We start from the raw sequence: 22,291 nt of genomic DNA, 5'->3' as shown, positions 1-22,291 counted from the left end.
CCTCCCGGGCCCGGGCCCGGCCCTCAGGCGAGGGCGCGGGTCCGGGCCGGGGGCCGGAACTCCGCGGGCGGCCGGCCCTCGGAGTGCGCCGCCGAGGAGGACTCCACCAGCCGCCGGATCGCGAACTCCCGGTTGGCCCGGGTCTGCTCCCGGTACGACGCGGGCAGGTCGGGCAGCGCGAGCAGCCGGTCGCAGGCGGCGAGCGAGGCGGCGTGGTCGCCGGTCCAGTACGCGCTGATCGAATACTCGAAGAGCAGCCCCCACCGGTAGACCCACGGCTGGACGAAGAGCAGGTCCGCCTCGGGCCGCGCCCGGTCCAGGACGGCGGAGACGACCGCGTGCGCGGCGCGATAGCGGCCCATCTTCCGGAGCCGGGCCGCCAGTTCGTAGCAGGCCTCCAGGCGCTCCGGCCGGGACTCCCAGGCCCGCGAGAGGGCGTCCATGGCGGCCGGCCAGTCGCCCGACTCGGCCCGCAGGACGCCGGACTGGAGCAGGGCGCAGTAGACCTCCTCGCCCCAGCCGCCCATGGCCGCGCGCCGCTCGTAGAGGGGCACGGCCTCGTCGGGGCGGCCCATGTCGCGCAGGGTCTGCGCGAGGTAGAAGACCGTACGGGGGTTGTCGGGGTCCCGCGCGAGCTCGGCGCCCAGGAGGCGGGCGTCCCGCTCGAACTTGTCGTGGCGCGAGCCGCCGTCGGCGTGGTCCTCGATGACGAGGGCGTCCAGGTTCTCCTGGCGGTGGTCCCGGTCGGCCGTCAGGTACTCGTGGGTGACGCCCTCGTACCGCCACGGCAGATCGCCCCTGACCAGCCGTTTGATGCGGTACTCCACGTGCCCCTCGTGACGCAGCATGTACGCGTCGGCGGCCGGCTCGGCGGGGAGCCGGCCGTCCTGCCGGAGGACGTGGTCGGCGTCGAGCAGGAGGAGGTAGTCGGCCCGGCCGCGGGCGTGGGCGATGTTCAGGCTGCGGTTGTGCCCGAAGTCCACCCACGGCTCCTCCCGCAGCTCGCCCGGGACACCGGCGAGCGCGGTACGGATCAGCTCCTGGGTCCCGTCGGTGGAACCGGTGTCGGAGATGACCCAGGTGTCCACGAGGCCGCGGACGGAGGCGAGGCAGCGCTCGATGACCTTGGCCTCGTTCTTGACGATCATGCACAGGCAGATGGACGGCCGCACGGCAACACCACTTCCGGTGGGGACGGGGAGCTCTCTCGGGGGTGCGGACCCTACGGACGGCCGCGAGAGGCCCGGTGTCGGCGCGCCGACGGGCCGCTCGAAATTCGCCATCGTGTACGCATCCGTTCGGATATCAGTGCTACTCCATGGCGTGGGGAGTGCTCTGGAACCGTCAAGCCTTCGCAGACGCGATCCGATGATCCGACAAAGGACATCACTCGGACCGGTCGTCGCCGGGCGGCGACCGGCGGAGGAAGGAGCTTGTTGCATGCGTCCTGATGCCAGGATCAAGCGGTCACCGCTGGGCCCGCTGCCGCGACGGCGGGGGTGGCGCGGGTTCGGAGCGATCACCTCGGTCGCCCTCGTCCTCACGGGCTTCGCGGCGCCGACGGCCGCGGCGTGGGAGAAGCCGGAGCCGACGACGGCCGGCGCGGCCCGGACGGGCGACGACTGCCCGCCCCCGCCGCACGAGGACGGCCCGCCGCCGCCCCACGAGGACGGCCCCCCGCCGCCCCACGAGGAGGGGCCCCCGCCCTGGGAACAGGACGGCCCGCCGCCGCACCACGAGGACGGCCCGCCGCCGCCGCACGAGGAGGGCCCGCCGCCTCCCCCTCACGAGGAGGGCCCCCCGCCGTGGGAGCAGCAGGGACCGCCGCCGCACGGTGACCGGGCGGGTGACTTCCAGGGCTACGTGGACCAGCAGATCCGCGCCGTGCTCCGGGCCGAGGACGAGGCCCCCCGCGCCCTGAGATCCGCCCTGGGCGGCCACGACGACTGCCCGACGGGCCCACCCGGCCCCACCGGGCCCCCTGGCCCGACCGGCCCGCCCGGCCCCCAGGGCCCGAAGGGCAACACGGGAGCGACGGGGGCGACGGGCGCCACCGGAGCCACGGGCGCGACCGGAGCGACGGGCGCCACCGGCACGACTGGCGCTACGGGTACGACCGGTGCCACGGGGGCTACGGGTGCAACGGGCGCCACCGGAGCCACGGGCGCCACTGGCACGACCGGCGCTACGGGTACGACCGGCGCGACCGGCGCGACCGGCGAAACGGGAGCCACGGGCGCCACTGGGGCCACTGGAGAAACGGGAGCCACCGGCGAGACAGGTGCGACCGGCGCCACCGGAGCCACAGGAGAGACCGGAGCTACCGGTGCCACCGGCGCAACGGGCGCCACCGGCGAGACGGGTGCCACCGGCGCCACAGGAGAGACCGGAGCCACCGGTGCCACCGGCGCAACGGGCGCCACCGGCGAGACGGGTGCCACCGGCGCCACAGGTGCGACCGGAGCCACCGGCGAGACGGGAGCGACCGGGGCCACAGGCGCCACCGGAGCCACCGGCGAAACCGGAGCTACGGGAGCCACCGGTGAGACGGGTGCCACCGGCGCTACAGGTGAAACCGGAGCTACGGGTGCCACCGGCGCAACGGGCGCCACCGGCGAGACGGGTGCCACCGGCGCCACGGGTGCGACCGGAGCCACCGGCGAGACGGGAGCGACCGGGGCCACAGGCGCCACCGGAGCCACCGGCGAGACAGGTGCGACTGGAGCCACGGGCGCGACAGGAGAGACGGGCGCCACCGGAGCCACCGGCGCGACCGGAGCCACCGGCGAAACCGGGCCGACGGGCCCCACCGGAGCAACCGGAGCGACAGGCGCCACCGGTGAAACCGGGCCGACCGGCCCGACGGGCGCCACCGGCGCGACCGGAGCAACCGGAGCAACCGGAGCCACCGGAGCCACCGGAGCCACCGGCGCGACTGGAGCCACAGGAGCAACCGGAGCAACTGGCGCCACCGGCGCCACCGGCCCCTGTTCCGACATCGATCTCTTCGCCCCCAGCAACACCGAGGACCAGCAAGCGGTCCTCACCGGTGGGCGGGTCTACGTCGGGCGGGCGCCCAACGCCGGTGGGACGATCGTGTGGCAGGACCTCAGCAACACGGTCTCGACCGCGACCGACCCCGCCAACCCCAACTTCCCCTCCGACGCCTGCGGCGTCTCCTACGACGACCAGGGCAACACCGCCCTCGTCAAGATCGTGACGAAGGGCGGGCAGGTGTGGCAGACCGTGGGTGACACCAACGGCACCAACTTCATCTGGGACGACCCCTGGGTCCAGCAGACGACCCCCACCCCCGTCCTCCCCCTCCGGGCCTTCGGCTCCAAGGCCGCCCTGCCCCCGGGGACGATCCGCAACCGGCACTGACACGACGCGCCGAAGGGCCCCGCTCCGGGAATCGGAGCGGGGCCCTTCGGTGGCCGCAGACGAGCGGGGTCAGTGCGTGAGCACCGGCTCCTTCTCGACGGGCTCGGAGGCGTTCGGCGCGTCCGGCGCGTCCTCGCCGCCCTCCAGGTGCTGCTTCGGCTTCGCCGGGAGCGCGAACATCACCAGGAAGATGCCGGCGAGCACGACGGCCGCCCAGCCGAGCGAGTTCCGGAACGCGTCGGTGAACGCCTCGCCGACCGCCGACGGGGACTGCGCCCGCTCCAGGTGCCGGTCGTCGATGACGCCGAAGAAGACGACCGAGACGAGGCCGAGGCCGAGCGCGTTGCCCATCTGGCCCGTCGTGTTGATGAGGCCCGAGGCCGAGCCGGCGTGCTCGCGCGGGACCTCGGAGAGCACCGCGTCCGTCAGCGGGGCGACGATGAGGCCCATGCCGAGGCCCATGACCACCAGCGGCGCGATCATCTGCCAGGACTCGATGCCGTTCCCGTACCGCCCGGCCACGAAGAAGTAGAGGAGGATGCCCGCGATCATCGTGAGCGCTCCCGTCTGGAGGACCTTGCGGCCGAAGCGCGGGACGAGCTTCTGGACGGAGAGGCCGGCGGCCACCGAGACCGCGATCGAGAAGGGGACGCCGGTGAGGCCCGCCTTGAGGGCGCTCCAGCCGAGGCCGATCTGCATGTAGAGCGTCCAGACCAGGAAGAAGATGCCGAGCACGATGCCGAAGGTCAGCTGGACCGCGATGCCGGCCGCGAAGCTCTTCACCTTGAACAGCGACAGCTCGACGAGCGGCGAGCCGTCCTTCTTCGTCTTGTACTTCTCGTACGCGATGAGCGCGCCGAAGACGACGAGGCTGCCGGCCATCATCAGGTGGCCCCAGAGCGGCCAGTCGAGCTCACGGCCGCGCGTCAGCGGGTAGATCAGCATGAGCAGCGCCGTCGTCACGAGCAGCATGCCGACGATGTCGAGGCGGAGCGCCTGCGGCGCCTTCGACTCGGTGATGAACTTGCGGCCGAGGATCAGGCCCGCGATGCCGACCGGCAGGTTGATGAGGAAGATCGGGCGCCATTCCAGGCCGGCGATGTTCCACTCGGTGAGGAGCGCGCCGAGCAGCGGGCCGGAGACCGCGCCGAGGCCGATGATCGCGCCGAACATGCCGAACACCTTGCCGCGCTCGTGCGCGGGGAAGGTGACGTGGATGATCGAGAGGACCTGCGGCACCATCATCGCCGCCGCCGCGCCCTGGAGCAGGCGGGAGGCGACCAGCATCTCGGGGTTGGCGGCGAAGCCGCAGAGCGCCGAGGCGAGCGTGAAGCCGGCGGTGCCGAGGAGGAAGAGCCGCTTGCGGCCGTAGATGTCGCCGAGCCGTCCGCCGGTGATGAGACCGGCCGCGAACGCGAGCGCGTATCCGGCGGTGATCCACTGGATGGCGCCGAAGGAGGCGTGGAGGTCGCGCTCGATGCTGGGGATCGCGATGTTGACGATCGTGGCGTCGACCAGGTCCATGAAGGCGGCGGTCATGACGATCGCGAGGGCTATCCACCGCCGCTTGTCGCCGGAGGTCTGCGTGGGGGCCGCGTCCGTGACGGCTTCGTTTGTTGCGCTCATATGGAGAAGATAAAACCTATCTAGGTCAGTCGATGTCCTAGATGGGCCGCATCCTGGAAAACATGACGGACACCCCGGCACGACTCCTGAATCTGCTCTCGCTCCTCCAGACACCGCGCGAGTGGCCCGGAAGCGAGCTCGCCGAACGGCTCTCGGTCTCCCCGCGCACCATCCGCCGCGACATCGACCGGCTCCGTGACCTCGGCTATCCGGTCGAGGCGACGCTCGGCGCCGTCGGCGGCTACCGGCTCGTCGCCGGTACGGCGATGCCGCCGCTGCTCCTCGACGACGAGGAGGCCGTCGCCATCGCGGTCGGCCTGCGTGCCGGGGCGGGCCACGCCATCGAGGGCGTCGAGGAGGCCTCCGTACGGGCCCTGGCCAAGCTGGAACAGGTCCTTCCGGCGCGCCTGCGGCACCGGGTCTCCGTCCTCCAGAACGCGACGATCCCGCTGACCAGGGGCGACGGCGCCACGGTCACGCCCGCGACGCTGACGGCCCTCGCGGGGGCGGTGACCGGGCGGGAGAAGCTGCGCTTCGGCTACCGGGCGGGGGACGGCGCCGAGACGAAGCGGCTGGTCGAGCCGTACCGGCTGGTGTCGACGGGGCACCGCTGGTACCTCGTCGCGTACGACCTCGGGCGCGAGGACTGGCGGACCTTCCGGGTCGACCGGGTGACCGATCCGCTGGCCACGGGGGCGCGCTTCACGCCCCGGGAGCTGCCCTCGGGGGACGCGGCCACGTTCATGGCGCAGCGGATGGCGCGGACGCAGAGCGAGTTCGACCTGGACGTGGAGTTCGCCGCCCCGGTGGAGTCCGTCGCGGGCCGGCTTCCGGGCCATCTCGTGCCGACGGCGGACCCGGCGGACCCGGACCGCTGCCGGCTGCGGGCGCGCGTCACGGACAACGTGGAGTGGCTGGCGCTCCGCCTGACCCTGATGGACGTCGACTTCACGGTCCACGGGCCCGAGCCCCTGGTGACGTACATGCGGGGGCTGTCGGAGCGGCTGGCGCGGGCGGTGCCGGAAGGGAGGGCGGTGCCGGAAGGGAACGGCTGATCCCGTGGGCCCGGCCGGTGGCCGGGCCCCTCTCGGATCGTGCGCGGGAGGCTTACGCCACCGCGTCGAAGCCCGTGTCGTGGGCCATCTTCTTCAGTTCGAGCAGCGCGTGCTTCTCGATCTGGCGGATCCGCTCGCGGGTCAGCCCGTGCTCCTTGCCGACCTCGGTCAGGGTCCGCTCCCGGCCGTCCTCGATGCCGTACCGCATCCGGATGATGGAGGCGGTGCGGTGGTCGAGCTTGGCGATGAGGTCGTCGAGCTCCTCGCTGCGCAGCAGCGTGAGCACCGACTGCTCGGGCGAGATCGCCGAGGTGTCCTCCAGGAGGTCGCCGAACTGGGTCTCGCCCTCGTCGTCCACCGACATGTTGAGCGAGACCGGGTCGCGCGCCCAGTCGAGCACGTCGGTGACGCGCTCGGGCGTCGAGCCGAGCTCGGCCGCGACCTCGGCGGGCTCGGGCTCCCGGCCGTTCTCCCGGTTGAACTCGCGCTGCACGCGCCGGATGCGGCCCAGCTCCTCCACGAGGTGGACGGGGAGCCGGATCGTCCGGGACTGGTCGGCGATCGACCGGGTGATGGCCTGGCGGATCCACCAGGTCGCGTACGTGGAGAACTTGAAGCCCTTCGCGTAGTCGAACTTCTCGACCGCGCGGACCAGGCCCGCGTTCCCCTCCTGGATCAGGTCGAGCAGCGGCAGCCCGCTGCGCGGGTAGCGCCGGGCGACGGCGACGACGAGCCGGAGGTTGGACTTGATGAAGAGGTCCTTCGCCCGCTCGCCCTCGGCGGCCAGCGCCTCCAGTTCCTCGCGGGTCGCTCCGCCCGCCTCGGTCTCTATGTCTCCGTCGAGGATCTGCTGGGCGTAGACGCCCGCCTCGATCGTCTGGGAGAGCTCGACCTCCTTGGCGGCGTCGAGCAGGGGTGTGCGCGCGATCTCGTCGAGGTACATGCCGACCAGGTCGCGGTCGGCGATGTCCCCGCCCACGGCGCGAACGCTGCTTGCCCGGCTCGCCCCGCTCTTGGCGGAGGTCTGACGACGGGCGACGGCACGGGTTGCCATGCGTGCTCCCTTGCTGAGTAGGTCGCGACACCCTTCCGGGTGCCCTGCATCCGACGGAAACAACGACCGGAATCGGGACAGAATTCCCAAGAGACGCAGGATTTTCGCGATCATGCAGTATCCTGCGCCGCCATCGCCCCCGGGTCTTCCCTCCCGTAACCCACGGAGGTGCAGGTCAGACCGGGAACGAGGGGTCGTGGAGCGCCGCTCGCGGGGTCTCCGACCACCCTGTCGGTGAGACCGCGATCACACGCGCCGCTACCTCCTCAGACGTCACACCGGCCCCTCGGGTTGCCCGGCCCGGCGAGGTTCCGGCGAGATTCCGGCGACCTTCTCGGGCCCGAGGCCTAGGTCCCGGGCCCGTTACGGCCGGCCCCTCCCCCGCCCTACCGTCACGGGATGTACGACAGCGACGCCTCCGGCACCCTCGACGAAGCCCTCGAACGCCTCCACGCCACCGGCCCCGAGCGCAACGGCTGGCTCACCAACCACGCCCCCATGGCCGTCGAGGCGCTGGTCCGCCACGGCCAGGCCCCGGCCGTCCACCGCTGGCTCGACGCCTACGCGCCGAAGCTGGAGGAGGTCCCCGCCCCGCACACCCCGGTCACCGGGGCGACCTGGCGCGAGGCGCTCGGCGACCCGGCCCGGATCACCGACTGGACCCGTTTCTTCTCCCGCGCGCTGGACGAGCAGCCCTGGCGGGAGGTGCTGGCCGCCTGGTGGCCCCGGCTGCTGCCCGGCATCGCGGGCAGTGCCACACATCCGGTGATCCGCACCGGGCACGCCGTACGGACCCTGCTGACGACCGAGGAGACGGCGCCCCGGCGCGCGGAGCTGGCCCACGCCCTCGGTTACTGGGCTGCCCGTCACCAGCCGCTGCCCCCGCTCACGCCCCTCCCGCTCACCTCCCTCGCGGGGCCTCCGGGCGCGGCGGCCGCGCTGGAGGCCGTACCGCCGGTTCCGGAACAGGAGGGCGGGATCCGGGCGCGGCTCGCGCAGCTGACCGAGATCCCGGAGTGGGGCGCGGCGCCCGGTCCGGACGCGGCGAAGGCGCTGCTCACGGAGCTGGTGGCGGCGGCGACGCACCGGTACGCGACCCACGGCCACGGCGAACCGATCATGCTCGTGCACGCGGCGACGGCGCCGAACGCGGTCCTGCGGACCCTGCCCGCGCTCCCCCGTGACCTGTGGGTGCCGAGCCTGGGCGCGGCCTGGGCGGCGTCGGCCGCGGTGACCGCGGCCTACACCCCGCGGGACCCGGCCCCGGCGCCGTACGAGCACGTGTCCACGACCCCCGAGGAGGTCTTCGCACGGGCGGCGGCGCACGGGGACGACCACACGATCAAGTTCACGGACACAGCCCTCGACGTCGGCGGCCCGCTCGCGCTGGCCGCCGCCGTCCGTTCGATCACGCTGAATCCACCGGCGCTCTAGGGTCTGTCCGGCGGATCAGGGTCGGATAGGGCGCGGGGTCTGGTGCGGTGCATCGCAAGGCGCCGGGACGTCTCGATAGCGGAGCTATCGGGGCGTTTCGGCAACGCGGCGAGGTGCCGTGCCAGACCCCGCGACCCCGGCCATGATCCGCCGGACAGGCCCTAGCGCGGCGGCGTACCCATGGTGCTCGGCCGATCAGCCGAACTGGACGGACCGCTTCGCGAGGCCCATCCAGAAGCCGTCGATCACCGACCGCTCGGAGTCGAGGTCGCCGGCCGCGTCCGCGGCGCCGAGGGTGACGAAGAGCGGTGCGAAGTGTTCCGTACGGGGGTGGGCGAGGCGGCCGGCCGGGGACTTGTGCTCGAAGTCGAGGAGCGCGTCCACGTCCTGGGCCTCCAGGGCGCGGTGTCCCCAGTCGTCGAACTCGGCCGACCAGCCGGGGACGCCGGGGCCGGTGTGCCGGAGCGCGGCCAGGTTGTGGGTGAAGAACCCGCTGCCGACGATCAGCACGCCCTCGTCGCGCAGCGGGGCGAGCTTGCGGCCGATGTCCATGAGGCGGCGCGGGTCGAGGGTGGGGAGGGAGATCTGGAGTACGGGGACGTCGGCGTCCGGGAACATCTCGACGAGCGGCACGTAGGCGCCGTGGTCGAGGCCACGGTCGGGGATGTCCTGGACGGGGATGCCGGGCGCGCGGAGCAGCTTCCGCACGGATTCGGCGAGCTGCGGGGCGCCGGGGGCCGCGTACTGGACGCGGTAGTAGTGCTCGGGGAAGCCCCAGAAGTCGTAGACCAGCGGCAGGGTCTCGGTGGCGCCGAGGGCGAGCGGGGCCTCCTCCCAGTGGGCGGAGACCATCAGGATCGCCTTGGGGCGGGGCAGCTCGGCGGACCAGGCGGCGAGCTGGCCGGGCCAGACCGGGTCGTCGGCGAGCGGCGGGGCGCCGTGGGAGAGGTAGAGGGCGGGCATCCGCTCAAGCGTGGCGTCCATGATCCGACCGGCCTTCCTGCTGCTTCTCGAACTGTGTCTCGAACTACGTCTCGAACTACGTCTCGGACACTTGAAACTTCAAGCTCTCACTCGCACTGTAGAACGATGTAGTTCAACTTTCAAGGATGAGTCGTACGATGAACGTCATGGGAGAACAGACCGAGCCGCACTGGCTCACCGACGACGAGCAGCGCGTCTGGCGTGCGTACCTGCACGCCACCACGCTCCTGGAGGACCACCTCGACCGCCAGTTGCAGCGCGACGCCGCGATGCCGCACGTCTACTACGGCCTGCTCGTCCAGCTCTCCCAGGCCCCTGACCTGCGCCTGCGCATGACGGAGCTCGCGAGGAACGCCAAGATCACCCGCTCCCGGCTCTCCCACGCCGTCGCCCGCCTGGAGAAGAACGGCTGGGTGCGCCGCGAGGACTGCCCCACCGACCGGCGCGGCCAGTACGCCCAGCTGACGGACGAGGGCGTGGAGGTCATGCGGCGGACCGCCCCGGGCCATGTCTCCGCCGTCCGCCAGGCGCTCTTCGACCGGCTCTCGCCCGAGCAGGTGACGCAGCTCGGCGCGATCATGCGCACGGTGGCCGAGGGCCTGGAGCCGACGGGCCCGGACGCGGACCTGCCCTGGCTCCGCTGAGCGGAACCAGGGCAGGCCGTGTGTCGTGCGGTGATCAGTTGTCGTGCGGTGATCAGTGCGCGATGACCGGCACCACCACGTCGTCGTCCGCCTTCGCGCCGGACCCGGCGACGACCCCGCCGCCCGGCTTCCCGGTGGTGATGAGGACGAAGGCGATCGCGGCCGAGAGGGCCAGGATGCCGACGGCCCACCAGATGGCCGCCGTGTAGCCCTCGACCATGCCCTGGAGCTGGACCAGCTTCTGGGCGGCCGGGGTGGTCGCGCCGGCGGCGTGGTCGACGAGGTACGCCGTCGTCGCCGAGGCGGCGATCGTGTTCAGCAGGGCCGTGCCGATGGCGCCGCCGACCTGCTGCGAGGTGTTGACCATGGCGGAGGCCACACCGGCGTCGCGCGGGTCCACGCCGAGCGTCGCGAGCGACATCGCCGGCATGAACGCCGTACCCATGCCGAGGCCGAGCAGCAGCTGCGCGGGCATGATCAGGCCGGCGTACGAGCTGCCGATCTCCAGCTGGGTCAGGAGCAGCATGCCGAGGCCGGCGGTGAGGAAGCCCGGCGCCATGAGCAGGCGCGGCGGGACGCGGGTCATCAGGCGCGTACCGATCTGGGTCGAGCCGACGATCATGCCCACGATCATGGGCATGAAGGCGAAGCCCGTCTGGACCGGCGAGTACCCCTTCACGACCTGGAGGTAGTACGTGAGGAAGAGGAAGAGGCCGAACATCGCGATGACGGCGAGGCCGAGCGAGAGGTAGACGCCGCCGCGGTTGCGGTCGGTCACCACGCGCAGCGGCAGCAGCGGGTGCTTGACCTTCGCCTCGACGAGCACGAACGCGAGGAGCAGGACGGCGGAGGAGACGAACATGGCGATCGTGCCGGCGTCGCTCCAGCCCTCGGACTCGGCGCGGGTGAAGCCGTAGACCAGCGCGACGAGACCGGTGGTCGACAGGATCACGCCGGGGATGTCGAGCGGGGAGCGGTTGCGGCCGCCGGCGGGCTCGCGGATGACGAGGTACGCGCCGATGGCGGCGACGATCGCGAACGGGATGTTGACGAAGAAGGTCCAGCGCCAGTTCAGGTACTCGGTGAGGAAGCCGCCGAGGATCAGACCGACGGCACCGCCACCACCGGCGATGGCGCCGTAGATGCCGAAGGCCTTGGCGCGCTCCTTGGCGTCGGTGAAGGTGACGGCGAGCAGCGAGAGCGCGGCGGGCGCGAGGAGCGCGCCGAAGGCGCCCTGGAGCGCGCGGGCGCCGAGCATCATCGCCTCGCCGTTGGCGGCACCGCCGAGGGCGGAGGCGGCGGCGAAGCCGATGAGGCCGACGACGAAGGTGCGCTTACGGCCCCACAGGTCGGCGATGCGGCCGCCGAAGAGGAGGAGTCCGCCGAAGGCGAGGGCGTAGGCGGTGATGACCCACTGCCGGTTGCCGTCCGAGATGCCGAGGTCCTGCTGGGCGGAGGGCAGGGCGATGTTCACGATCGTCGCGTCGAGCACGACCATCAGCTGGGCGAGCGCGATGAAGACGAGGGCTTTCCAGCGGCCCGGGTCGGGCTCGGTCGCGGAGCCGGCGCCGGCGCCCGCTCCGTTCTGGACGGCAGGAGTTTTCGACATGGGGGTAGCCACCTCTTGGTGCGTACAGGAGAAAAAGGGACGTAAGTAAGGGGAGTTGCGGAGCTATGGGGCCGCCGTCTGCGTCACGGCCGCTCGCACACGGAATCGCGTCTCAGGTCCTCCAGGGTCGCGGCGGTCCCTGGCAGTTCGGAGCGGGCGGGCGCCTCCAGGCCGTCGAGGAACAGCTGGAGGTGACGGTGGACGAACTGGTCGAAGTCGAGACAGGCGGTGCCCGGGAGCGGGCGGGTCAGCTGGGAGACGGCGATCATCAGGTCGCCGACGCCGACGTCCGCGCGGAGCCGGCCGGCCGCCTGCGCGCGCCCGACGAGACCCTGGACGGTCTCTTCGAGGCGGTCGCGCTCGGCGACCAGGTCGGGGTGGTCCTTGTCGAAGGCGCCGTCGAGCATCGGGCACAGGGCGCCGATGCGCGCGTCGGCGGCGGCGTGGGTGAAGCGACGGAGGGCGGCGAAGGTGTCGGCCTCCTCCTCGGCGGCGCGCTCGGCGAGCTCGGTGATGCCGGCCATGAGGGAGAGGACGACCTCGCGGACGAGGTCGGGGCGCTCGGGGAAGTTCCGGTACAGGGTGGCGTTCCCGACGCCGGCGCGGCGCGCGACCTCGTCGTACGGCACCTGGGGGCCGAACTCGACGAACATCTCGCGGGCGGCCGTGACGATCCGCTCGCGGTTGCGCAGGGCGTCGGCGCGCGGCCGGGGTACGCGACGGACGGGCGCGGTGTCCGAGCTGCTGCTCACGCCACTACCTCCACTGACTGGGTCGAACCATCCGGGGAACAACTCCCCACTTCGGCGAACACAGGTTCAAACGGGGAGTACGGCCCCACTTATTTCCCGTTCGTCATGTGACGTAGGTCACATGCGACACGCCGCGCGGAATACCGGCCCGCCCACACGATCGGTCCCTCCCGGCGCGCGCCCCCGCCCCGCGCGCTCCAGGCTGATCGCACGGCGCCGATCTTCGTACCGGTCCTGCCGCCCCGCCCTGCCCCCCACCGGAGAGGCGCCCGGATGCAGCACCCCCGCCGACGGATACGCAGACCCGTCGCCCTGGCGACGACCGCGGCCTTCTCCCTCGCGCTGCTCGCCTCCGCGAGCACGACACTGCCCGACCCCGTCCCCGCCTCGGCCGGCCCCGTGGCCGCCGCGCCGAGCGGCGCGCAGCTCGGGCCGTGCCGGATCGCCACCACGATGGGTGTGCAGATGTCGGAGGGGCTGCCGACGGCCCCCGGGTACGTCCGCTCCACGGGCCGGATCAGGGCCCTGAACCTGATGGTCGACTTCCCGGACGCCGCCGGGCAGGGCACGGCGACGAGCCGCTTCCGCGAGTTCTTCCCGCAGACCGCCGACTGGTTCCGCATCAGCTCGTACGGCCGCCTGAAGTACCAGGCCGAGGTCCCGGTGACGGACTGGCTGCGGATGCCGCGGCCGTTCTCCTCGTACGGGATCGAGCGCGGCTCACCGTACGAGCCGGGCTACCGCGCCTTCGTCGAGGACATCGTGAAGGCGGCCGACGCCCGCGTGGACTTCAGCGCGTACGACCTCCTGAACGTCCTCGTGACCCCGAACGCGGGCCCCTCCGCCCTCGACACGGTCCTGTCGGTGACCTTCTCCGGCAACGACGACGCCCCGTACGCCGACGGCGTGCCGCTCGCCAACACGTCCTTCGTCTACAGCCGCCAGGACGACGGCTCGGGCAGCTTCGCGGAGACCGGCTACCGCGTCCTGCCGCACGAGAACGGCCACGTCTTCGGCCTGCCCGACCTCTACACCGCGGACGGCGGCGGCACCGTCGGGCACTGGGACATCATGTCCGAGGACTGGGGGGCCAACAACGACCTGCTCGGCTGGCACAAGTGGAAGCTGGGCTGGCTCGACAACGACCAGATCGGCTGCGCGTCCCGGACCGGCACGACCGACTACACCCTGACCCCGCTGGCCGTCCCCGGCGGTCCCAAGCTGGCGTTCATCCCGCTGTCGGGCACCTCCGGGTACGCGGTGGAGGTGCGCAGCAAGGAGGGCAACGACGAGGCGGTCTGCGAGCAGGGCGTACTCGTCTACCGGGTCGAGTCGGACGTCGACACCGGCCACGGACCGGTGACCGTCTCGGACAGCGACCACGCGAGCGGCGGCTGCACGCGACGGCCGAACGTCCACGCGGAGCTGTCGGACGCGCCCTACCGCCCGGGCGAGACGTTCACGGACCGGGCGAACGGCATCCGGATCAGCGTCCTGTCGGAGGAGCCGACGGGGGCGTACCGGATCCGCGTCACGCGCCGCTGACGGTCACGCGCGGCTGAGGGTCAGGCGCGGCTGAGGGTCAGGCGCCGCTGAGGGTCAGGCGCCGCTGAAGGTCAGGCGCCGCTGAAGGTCAGGCGCCGCTGAAGGTCAGGCGCCGCTGAAGACGGCCCGCAGCTCCCGCTTCAGCACCTTCCCGGTGGCGTTGCGCGGCAGCTCGTCCTCCCTCACGACCACCCGGGACGGCACCTTGAAGGCGGCGAGCCGCGCGCCGACGTGCGCGCGCAGCGCCTCGACGTCCGCGCCCGCCGCGTCACGGACCCGTACGACGGCGACGACCTCCTCGCCGAGCAGCTCGTGCGGCACACCGAGCACGGCGGCGTCGAGCACGTCCGGGTGGTCGTGCAGCGCGGCCTCGACCTCGACGCAGTACACGTTCTCGCCACCTCGGATCACCATGTCGGTGAGCCGGTCGACGACGGTGACGCGCCCGCTGCCGTCGACGCGGGCGAGGTCCCCGGTGCGGAACCACCCGCCCTCGGCGAAGGCCGCCCGGGTCGCGTCCTCGTTCCCCCAGTACCCGCGGATCAGCGACTGTCCGCGCAGCCACAGCTCCCCCACGCCGTCGGCGTCGGGCCGGTCGATCCGCACCTCGGTCACGGGCGAGGCCCGCCCGACGCTGCCGGGGTGGGCGCGGTACTCGGCGCCGACGTTGGACAGCACGCCCCCGCAGGTCTCGGTGAGCCCGTAGCCGTTGCGGGGCTCGACGCGCTCGCCGTACGCGGCGGTCAGCCCGGCGACGATGCCGGGCGGGGCGGCGGCGCCGCCGGTGGAGAGCAGCACGAGACTCTCCAGCGGGTCACCGGCCTCCCGGGCGGCGGCGAGCAGCTGGAGGGCGGTGGTGGGAACGCCCGCGTAGTGCGTGACGGCGTGCTTCCGGATCATCTCCAGCGCGACCCCGGCGTCCCACTTCCGCATCATGACGAGCGTCCCGCCGGCGGCCATCACGGCGTAGAAGGAGGTGAAGGCGGCGACGTGGAAGAAGGGGAAGGTGGTGAGGGAGACGGGCGTGGGCCCGGTCCCGGGGACGGCGCCGCGCGCGAGGGCCGCGGCGGCGGCGAAGTACACGGGGTTCATGGCGGCCCCGACCTGCGCCCGGTGGGTGGCGACGGCGCCCTTGGGGCGGCCGGTGGTGCCGGAGGTGTAGATGATCGTGGAGTCGTGCTCGGGGAGGACGTCGACGGGCGGGGGCCCGAGGTAGGGGTCGCGATCGGGGACGTACGCCCGGAACCCCTCCTCCTCGCGACCCTGGAAGACGATCCCCGGCACACGGTGGGCGACGGCCCACTCCCGCACCCGCCCGACCCGCTCCCCGTCGACCAGCAGCACGCCGGGGGAACAGTCGTCGAGGGCGTACGTGAACTCGGCCTCGGTCCACCAGGCGTTGAGGGGTACGGCGACGAGGCCGGCGAGCTGGGCGGCCCAGAAGGCGACGTGCCACTCGGGCAGGTTCCGCATGGCGACGACGGCACGGTCGCCGGGGCGGAGCCCGTACTCCTGGACGAGCTGCCGGGCGAGCCCGCAGGCGGCGTCGAAGAACTCCCGGTAGGTGAGGCTGGTCTCTTCGGAGACGAGGAAGACCCGGTCGCCGTACCCCCACACGACCTCGACGAACTCGCGCAGGGTCCCCGGACCGGAGACGTACGCCCCGTCGGCGACGGCGAAGGGCGCCCCGTCGGCGGTCAGCCGCTCCACTCCGGCTCGGACTCCAGATCCGGCTCCGACTCCGACTCCCACTCCCACGAGACCCCCAAGCGCTCACCGGCCCTGCCCACGGCGGCAGGCACGGCGACGCTATGCGCCGCCCGGACACGGGTCAACCGGCGCTGATGTCGTCCCGGAACCCGATCGCCGCGTGCGAACCGTCGCACAGCGGCTTGTTCCGCGAGGCCCCGCAACGGCACAGCGCGACACGGTTGCGCACCTCGTACGGGTGCCCGTCGGCACCGGTGATCCGCACGGAGCCCCACACCCGGTACCCCCCGGAAACCCCCTGGGCGGGATCCTCGACGACGGCGATGGACGGCGCGGCCTCCGGCTCCAGCGGCCTCGCCGCCTCGCCCTCCGCCTTCCAGGCGACGAGCCGCCCGCCGACGCACTTCCCCGCCTCCGCCTCGACCCGCTCCGCGTTGCCCGGCTTCTGGACCTGGGCCCAGATCGACCCGTCGACGTCGCAGAACCGGGCGAAGGCACACAGCTTCTCGGCGTCGGTGAGCATCACCTCGGGCCCGTCCAGCTCCCCCGCCTGCCGGAGGTACGGCACCCGGGCGGCCTCGCTCTCCCGCCCGTCGAACCCGACGCGCTCATGACTGTCGTCGCAGAACGGCTTGGCCGCCGACTGCCCGCACCGGCAGAGCCGGTACTCGCTCCCGGTCCCGTACTCCTCCTCCTGCCGCCAGTCCCTGGACCCTCCCTCGGCATCGGCGACGATGGAGTGCCGGGTCAGGGGCACGCCCCCGGTGACGACGTAGGGGCCGTTCTCGGTGACCTGGACGTGGGGGGTTTCGGACATGGGGACTCCGTACGGGACGAGGGCGCCTGGGGACAGCAGGGAAACCTTCGGCCCCCGCCCACCCCGCCCTCCCCGGGACACGCACACCCCGCCCGAGAACCGTCCGTACGGCCTCGGAAGCGGACGTCAGGCGGACGTCAGGCGGACGTCAGGCGGACGTCGAGCGGCATCAACACGCTTCCGCGACCGGTGAGTCGCCGTTCGGCTCGTCCAGGAAACCGCTGCGCGCGATCCGGTAGGCGAGCTGGGCACGGCTGCGGCTGCCGAACAGGTCGGAGGCCCAGCGCATGTGATTGGTGACGCTCCGCAGGCTCATGCCGAGGCGGGAGGCGATGACCGCGTCCGTGTGGCCCTCGATCATGAGCTGGAGCACCGCGCGACGGATGTCGTTGGTCACCGACGGGGTCACGTGGCTCATCACCTCGGAGCGGATCGGCGAGGCGCGCTGCCAGGTGTGGTGGAAGACGCCCACCAGGTACCGGACGACCCCTGGATGCTCGATGGCGAGGGCGAGGTCGCTGCGGACCGCTTCGGGATCCGGGACGAACGCGATCTCGCGGTCGCAGATGATCAGGCGGTCGAAGACCTCGTCCACCGTGCGGATCTCGCCGCCCGCCTCGCAGATCCGTTCCGCGTAGGCCAGCGTCGGCGAGTGGGACCGGATGGTGTGCTGGTAGAGGGTCTTCTGCCGGATTCCGCGGCCCAGGGCGCTGAGGTCGTCGGCGAGGGCCGTCTCCAGGAGCTCCTGCGGGCGTCCGCCACCGGGCTGGGCGGTGAGCAGCTCCCGCCGGCAGGAACGGACGGCCGCCGAGAGCGTCGTACTGATGGCCTCGGCGCCGCGGATCTCACGGATGAGTCGTGCCTTCCCCCAGACCTGACTGTCCAAATACACACGCTCCGCTTCGAACACCGAGGCCCTCATGGCCTCCAGAGCGCGCTGCTTCTCCTGGATCGCCTCCTCCAGGCGGCCCATCCGGGCCGAGGCCGCCATCCGGGGGGCCAAGGGCGTGTACTCGTCGTTCGACAGCCTTCTGACCAGGTCGAACTCCAGCAAACAGCGCGGCGGTTCCCCCTTCGGAGGCGTGTCACCGAGCAGATCGGAGTAGTACCGCAGACCCGTCTCGCAGAGGTCTCCGGATGGATCTCCATGGTCTGTGCACATATGTCCCCCCTACGTGTTTGCGCATTGCCTGTTCATGCTGCCAAATGCAGCTCACTGGCTTGAAACCGCACCTCATGATGGTTGAAGTCCCGCCGGGGGATCCGCTGACAACACGCGGACCGGGGACGACGAAAGCAGAGGTTGACATGTCCAAGCTGTGGCTTCGCCTTGCCCTGAGCGCCCAGGCCGCGCTCGTCATCGCCGGTCTCGTCGGTGCGGGCACCGGCTCCCTGTCGGTGGCCCTCCCGAGCGACTCCCAGTGGGGCAGCCCCGCTCCGGAGGACTCCCAGTGGGGAAGCGCCGTCCTGCGGGACTCGCAGTGGGGAAGCGCCGTTCCGGAGGACTCCCAGTGGGGTGCGTGATCGAGCACGGCGGTTCGACGGAGCTCTGAAGTCCGTCATGTCGCATGCCATGGCCGACGTCATGGCCACGGAAAAGGATGGGGGAACAGGCAGTGTGGCGGAGACTCTACGCAGAGGCCGTAGAGCCCGAGGCGCTCTTCGAGGTGTCGCAGGTGCGGGCGCTCATGGAGCAGGTCGCCGGGCCGGAGCGCGAACAGCGGGACACCGGCACCTCTGACCGGATCCTGGGCGAGGTCGAGCGCCAGCGCGAGGACGTGCGGCACGCCGACCAGCTGCGGAGGGCGGCCCACGAGAGCCCCGAGGCCCTCGACCTGGTGATCCGCAGTCTCCTGGTGGAGGCGCTCCCGATGGCGTCCGTCCTCGGCGTCTGCCTTCAGGGGCTGAGCGCGCCGGGCGTCTTCGAGGACGACCTCCAGCTCCAGGCCCTGACGCTGCTCGCCGACGACATCGGTGTCGGCAGGCCGCGGGCCTGCCGGTACGACGAGTACCGGCTGCTCCTGGAGCGCGAGCTGCTCCACGAGCACTCGCTGCCCGCCGAGGAACTGGCGAGCGTGGCGGACATCGACGACGCGCTCTTCGCCCTCCCCGCCGTCCTGCTCGCGATGAGCCGGCGCAGTGACGCGTTCTTCTTCGAACTCGTCGGCGCGGACCTCGCCTGGCGCTCGCTGGGCCTGCTTCCGGCCTTCGCCGCCCTGCGCCCGTACCGCGAGTCGGCCATCGACTGGTCCCGGCTCGACCCCGGCACCGCCTCCGGGCAGACCGGCCTCGAAGACCCGAGGGCGCTGTCCGCGCGCCTCGCCGACCTGTGTGCCGACGAGGTGCCGGGGGCCGGGGAGCGCGTCGCCCGGGGCGCGGCGTGGATGGCGGGCGCGCTGGACCGCTGGAGCTCCGCGCTGCTCGACCGCTGCGCCGCCGCCCTGGAGCCCGAGCGCGCCGTGGCCGAGCTGATCCGGCGGCGCGCCCGCGAGGCGGCCGTGTACCACCATGACTTCACGCTCGGCGACCGGCCGCTGGCCCAGTGGTTCCGCGAGGCCCAGACGGAACCGCTGCCGCTGGTCAGGGCTCTGGCCGGCAGCAAGCTGGTGAGGCCGGGCGACCACACGCGCAGCCCCCTGGTCCGCGGGCTGATCGGACCGCGCGGCCGGATGTTCCGCATCTTCACCCCCGAGGACGTCCACGTCATCAACCGGTGGATCGACAGCCTGCCCGCCGTGCCGGACGACGGCTCGGACGACGGCACGGCCGACGCCCCGGTCCCCGGCTACCCCGCGCCGGCCCCCCGTCCGGCCTCCGCGCCGTCCCCCGGGGCGGCCGAGGCGGCGATGGAACTGCGCGAGGCGTACTACCAGCTCCAGGGCCGGGCGCTGTCCCCGTGGAGCCGGGCCTACGCCGTGGACTACGTACAGGGCTGGCTGCGTGCCAGCCGCGAGAACGTCGACCGCGACGGCCGGGCGCTGCCGGCCGCGTGGCCCCGGGAGGGCCTGCGGGCCTGGCTGCTGGACCAGCACGACCAGCACGACCTGGCCTTCACGGAGTCGGACCCGGGGGCGCTGCCCTCGCGCGAGGACATCGTGGACTCCACCGTGCAGCTCGCTCCGCTCACGCTGATCGACGGTGCCTGGCTGCAGGGGTTCACCGACGTCCACCTGGCGTCCTCACGGGTCGGCTTCCCCCTCTTCGAGATCTACTGGGACGAGCTCGGCAACGGAGAGATGCCGCTCAACCACCCGAAGATCTACCGGGACGGGCTGCGGCAGATGGGCGTCGATCTGCCGCCCACCGGCAGCCGGGAGTTCGCCTACGACGAGCGCATCCGCGAGGAGTCGCTGCGTCTGCCGGTGTACTGGCTGTCCATCGGCAAACTGCCCCGGACGTTCCTCCCGGAGATCCTCGGCCTGAACCTGGCCATGGAGCTCTCCGGGGTGGGGGGCAGCTACCGCAGCGCCCGCCGCTTCCTGAAGCACTACGGCTTCAGCACGCACTTCGTCGACCTCCACAACACCATCGACAACGTGTCGACCGGGCACTCCGCATGGGCCGCCGAGGCCATCGACACCCATCTGCGCCGGATCACGACCGCCGAGCCCGAACGGCTCCGGGCCGAGTGGGAGCGGGTACGCGTCGGCTACGCCTCCCTCGCCACCGTGCCCCCCGAGGACGACGGCCCGATGGCCGTGCTGCGGAGCTCCCTCCGACGGCTCCTCCCCACCGGTGCCGCCTCCCGGACCGGACAGGGCGTCCCCGCGTCCCGGCCCTCGATGCACCACCCCGCAGTGAAAGTGATCGGATAGATGACCTCGTACATCCTCGGAATCTCGGCTTACTACCACGACAGTGCCGCCGCGCTCGTCAAGGACGGGGTCGTCGTCGCCGCCGCGCAGGAGGAACGTTTCACCCGGGTGCGGCACGACTCCGCCTTCCCCCGGGAGGCGATCCGGTACTGCCTCGACCACGCCGGAATCGACCTGAGCGACCTCGCCCAGGTCGCGTACTACGAAGACCCCGAGCTCAAGTACGAGCGGGTGCGCTCCTCCTTCCGCAGCTCCGGCCCGGGCGGCTTCCGCGCCTTCAACGCCGTGTACCCGCAGTGGCTGCGCTGGAAGCGGAACGCGCTCGACGAGGTCGAGCGGGAGCTGCTGGCCCTGGGCCGCGGCACCCCGCCCACGCCGCGGGCGTCCCGGCACCACCGCTCCCACGCCGCCTCCGCGTACTTCCCCTCGCCCTTCGAGAGCGCCGCGGTCCTGACCGTCGACGGCGTCGGCGAGTGGCAGACCACCACCCTCTGGCACGGCCGGGGCGACTCCCTCGAACTGGTCAACTCGATCTCGTACCCGCACTCCCTCGGCATGCTGTACTCCGCGTTCACCTACTACTGCGGCTTCAAGGTGGACTCCGGCGAGTACAAGTTGATGGGTCTGGCCCCGTACGGCGAACCCCGCTACGCCGACCTGATCCGACGCGAACTGATCAACCTGCGCCCGGACGGCTCCTTCACGCTGAACCTGAAGTACTTCGAGTACCTCAAGGGCCGGCGCATGGTCGGCGCCGCCTTCGAGGAGCTCTTCGGCGGACCGATCCGCGAGCCCGAGGGCCCGCTGACCCAGCGCGAGTGCGACCTGGCCGCCTCCGTGCAGGTCGTCACCGAGGAGGCCGTCCTCGGCCTCGCCCGGCGGGCGGCGGAGCTCACCGGCGAACGGCGGCTGTGCCTGGCCGGCGGCGTCGCGCTCAACTGCGTGTCCAACGGCAAGCTCAGCGAGTCCGGCCTGTTCGACGAGATCTGGGTGCAGCCCGCCGCCGGTGACGCCGGCTGCGCGCTCGGCGCGGCGCTCAGCGCGGCCGTTCCCGTCTCGGGCCGTCCGCACCTGGGCGTCCTCCGCGACGGGATGAGCGGATCGCTGCTCGGGCCGGGTTACGAGGACGAGGAGATCCGCGACTTCCTCACCCGGAACGGCTACCCGTTCACCGAGCTCACCGACGACCCCGACTCGGCCGCGAGCGTGTACGCCGCCACCGCCGGACACCTCTCCGAGGGCGCCGTGGTCGGCTGGTTCCAGGACCGCATGGAGTACGGGCCCCGGGCCCTCGGCGCCCGGTCCATCATCGGCGACCCGCGGAACGCCGAGATGCAGAAGACCATGAACCTCAAGATCAAGTTCCGTGAGTCCTTCCGGCCCTTCGCGCCGGCGGTGCTCAGCGAGGACGTGGAGAAGTACTTCGACCTCCGGATGGAGAGTCCGTACATGCTCATGGTCTCCCGGGTCTCGGACCACATCGCCGTGCACCGGGGCGACGACGCGGCCCGCCCCGGCCTCGGCAGCATCAACGAGGTCCGCTCCGACCTGCCGGCCATCACCCACGTCGACCTCTCGGCCCGGGTGCAGAGCGTGGACGAGGACCGCAACCCCGAGTTCACCAGGCTCCTGCGCGCCTTCAAGAAGGAGACCGGGTGCTCCGTCCTGGTCAACACCTCGTTCAACGTGCGCGGTGAACCGATCGTCCGGACGCCGCAGGAGGCGTACCAGTGCTTCATGCGCACGGGCATCGACGTCCTCGTCCTCGGCCGCTTCCTGCTCGTGAAGGCGGACCAGCCGGAGTTCGTCGAGGCCGTCGACTGGCGCGAACTGGTCCCGCTCGACTGATCCGGTCCCGCGCC

17 protein-coding genes are annotated in these 22,291 nt (G+C 72.3%); 8 read left to right on the top strand and 9 right to left on the bottom strand.

What is annotated here, in order from left to right:
- Positions 1-23: 23 nt before the first annotated feature.
- A complete protein-coding gene (locus tag ACFC0Z_RS23855; RefSeq protein ID WP_376441415.1) occupies positions 24-1,148 on the bottom strand; it encodes a glycosyltransferase in 1,125 nt (374 codons plus the stop codon).
- 292 nt (positions 1,149-1,440) lie between these two features.
- Here ACFC0Z_RS23855 and ACFC0Z_RS23850 point away from each other — a divergent pair, with 292 nt between their 5' ends.
- Positions 1,441-3,384 (top strand): hypothetical protein, encoded by a 1,944-nt coding sequence (locus tag ACFC0Z_RS23850; protein ID WP_376441412.1) that lies wholly within the window; start codon positions 1,441-1,443, stop codon positions 3,382-3,384.
- Between the two features lie 69 nt (positions 3,385-3,453).
- Here the strand turns inward: ACFC0Z_RS23850 and ACFC0Z_RS23845 are convergent, their stop codons facing one another.
- A complete protein-coding gene (locus ACFC0Z_RS23845) occupies positions 3,454-5,010 on the bottom strand; it encodes an MFS transporter (protein WP_376441409.1) in 1,557 nt (518 codons plus the stop codon).
- A gap of 62 nt (positions 5,011-5,072) precedes the next feature.
- On the opposite strand from ACFC0Z_RS23845, the gene ACFC0Z_RS23840 reads away from it, so the two are divergent.
- Positions 5,073-6,065, top strand: coding sequence for a helix-turn-helix transcriptional regulator (locus ACFC0Z_RS23840; RefSeq protein WP_376441406.1), 993 nt, complete (start codon positions 5,073-5,075; stop codon positions 6,063-6,065).
- 52 nt (positions 6,066-6,117) lie between these two features.
- On the opposite strand, the gene ACFC0Z_RS23835 is transcribed toward ACFC0Z_RS23840, so the two are convergent.
- Entirely contained in the window at positions 6,118-7,119 is a 1,002-nt protein-coding gene (locus ACFC0Z_RS23835) for an RNA polymerase sigma factor RpoD/SigA (RefSeq protein ID WP_376441405.1), read from the bottom strand.
- Positions 7,120-7,518: 399 nt separating this feature from the next.
- Between ACFC0Z_RS23835 and ACFC0Z_RS23830 the strand changes: the two genes are divergently transcribed.
- Positions 7,519-8,553, top strand: a complete 1,035-nt coding sequence (locus ACFC0Z_RS23830) for a questin oxidase family protein (protein ID WP_376441402.1) — start codon at positions 7,519-7,521, stop codon at positions 8,551-8,553.
- A gap of 195 nt (positions 8,554-8,748) precedes the next feature.
- Here ACFC0Z_RS23830 and ACFC0Z_RS23825 read toward each other — a convergent pair whose 3' ends face one another.
- Positions 8,749-9,537: a dioxygenase gene (locus ACFC0Z_RS23825; RefSeq protein WP_376441400.1), complete on the bottom strand. Its 789-nt coding sequence runs from the start codon at positions 9,535-9,537 to the stop codon at positions 8,749-8,751.
- 137 nt (positions 9,538-9,674) lie between these two features.
- Here ACFC0Z_RS23825 and ACFC0Z_RS23820 point away from each other — a divergent pair, with 137 nt between their 5' ends.
- Positions 9,675-10,181, top strand: coding sequence for a MarR family winged helix-turn-helix transcriptional regulator (locus ACFC0Z_RS23820; RefSeq protein ID WP_376441397.1), 507 nt, complete (start codon positions 9,675-9,677; stop codon positions 10,179-10,181).
- A 52-nt stretch (positions 10,182-10,233) separates the two neighbouring features.
- On the opposite strand, the gene ACFC0Z_RS23815 is transcribed toward ACFC0Z_RS23820, so the two are convergent.
- Together ACFC0Z_RS23815 and ACFC0Z_RS23810 are read right to left on the bottom strand one after the other, a co-directional pair.
- Positions 10,234-11,790: an MFS transporter gene (locus ACFC0Z_RS23815; protein WP_376441395.1), complete on the bottom strand. Its 1,557-nt coding sequence runs from the start codon at positions 11,788-11,790 to the stop codon at positions 10,234-10,236.
- Positions 11,791-11,873: 83 nt separating this feature from the next.
- Positions 11,874-12,542 (bottom strand): TetR/AcrR family transcriptional regulator, encoded by a 669-nt coding sequence (locus ACFC0Z_RS23810; protein ID WP_376441392.1) that lies wholly within the window; start codon positions 12,540-12,542, stop codon positions 11,874-11,876.
- Positions 12,543-12,815: 273 nt separating this feature from the next.
- Here ACFC0Z_RS23810 and ACFC0Z_RS23805 point away from each other — a divergent pair, with 273 nt between their 5' ends.
- Positions 12,816-14,087: a M6 family metalloprotease domain-containing protein gene (locus ACFC0Z_RS23805; protein WP_376441389.1), complete on the top strand. Its 1,272-nt coding sequence runs from the start codon at positions 12,816-12,818 to the stop codon at positions 14,085-14,087.
- 105 nt (positions 14,088-14,192) lie between these two features.
- On the opposite strand, the gene ACFC0Z_RS23800 is transcribed toward ACFC0Z_RS23805, so the two are convergent.
- The 3 genes from ACFC0Z_RS23800 to ACFC0Z_RS23790 form a co-directional block, all read right to left on the bottom strand.
- Positions 14,193-15,797, bottom strand: a complete 1,605-nt coding sequence (locus ACFC0Z_RS23800) for a class I adenylate-forming enzyme family protein (protein ID WP_376441386.1) — start codon at positions 15,795-15,797, stop codon at positions 14,193-14,195.
- A gap of 121 nt (positions 15,798-15,918) precedes the next feature.
- On the bottom strand, positions 15,919-16,614 hold the full coding sequence (locus ACFC0Z_RS23795; RefSeq protein WP_376441384.1) for a CDGSH iron-sulfur domain-containing protein: 696 nt from the start codon (positions 16,612-16,614) through the stop codon (positions 15,919-15,921).
- A gap of 169 nt (positions 16,615-16,783) precedes the next feature.
- Positions 16,784-17,668, bottom strand: a complete 885-nt coding sequence (locus tag ACFC0Z_RS23790; RefSeq protein ID WP_376441381.1) for a LuxR family transcriptional regulator — start codon at positions 17,666-17,668, stop codon at positions 16,784-16,786.
- 254 nt (positions 17,669-17,922) lie between these two features.
- Here ACFC0Z_RS23790 and ACFC0Z_RS23785 point away from each other — a divergent pair, with 254 nt between their 5' ends.
- From ACFC0Z_RS23785 to ACFC0Z_RS23775, 3 genes are all read left to right on the top strand, one after another.
- The gene (locus ACFC0Z_RS23785; RefSeq protein ID WP_376441379.1) at positions 17,923-18,138 is read left to right on the top strand and encodes a hypothetical protein; all 216 of its coding nucleotides are present in this window, start codon (positions 17,923-17,925) and stop codon (positions 18,136-18,138) included.
- A gap of 92 nt (positions 18,139-18,230) precedes the next feature.
- Positions 18,231-20,429, top strand: a complete 2,199-nt coding sequence (locus tag ACFC0Z_RS23780; protein WP_376441376.1) for an iron-containing redox enzyme family protein — start codon at positions 18,231-18,233, stop codon at positions 20,427-20,429.
- A complete protein-coding gene (locus ACFC0Z_RS23775; protein ID WP_376441373.1) occupies positions 20,430-22,277 on the top strand; it encodes a carbamoyltransferase in 1,848 nt (615 codons plus the stop codon).
- Positions 22,278-22,291 lie beyond the last annotated feature (14 nt).

The sequence above is a fragment of the Streptomyces sp. NPDC056144 genome, assembly GCF_042264145.1.
GTDB lineage: Bacteria > Actinomycetota > Actinomycetes > Streptomycetales > Streptomycetaceae > Streptomyces.
The sequence above is the reverse complement of the archived record's forward strand: the minus strand, read 5'-3'. Positions and strand labels throughout refer to the sequence as shown.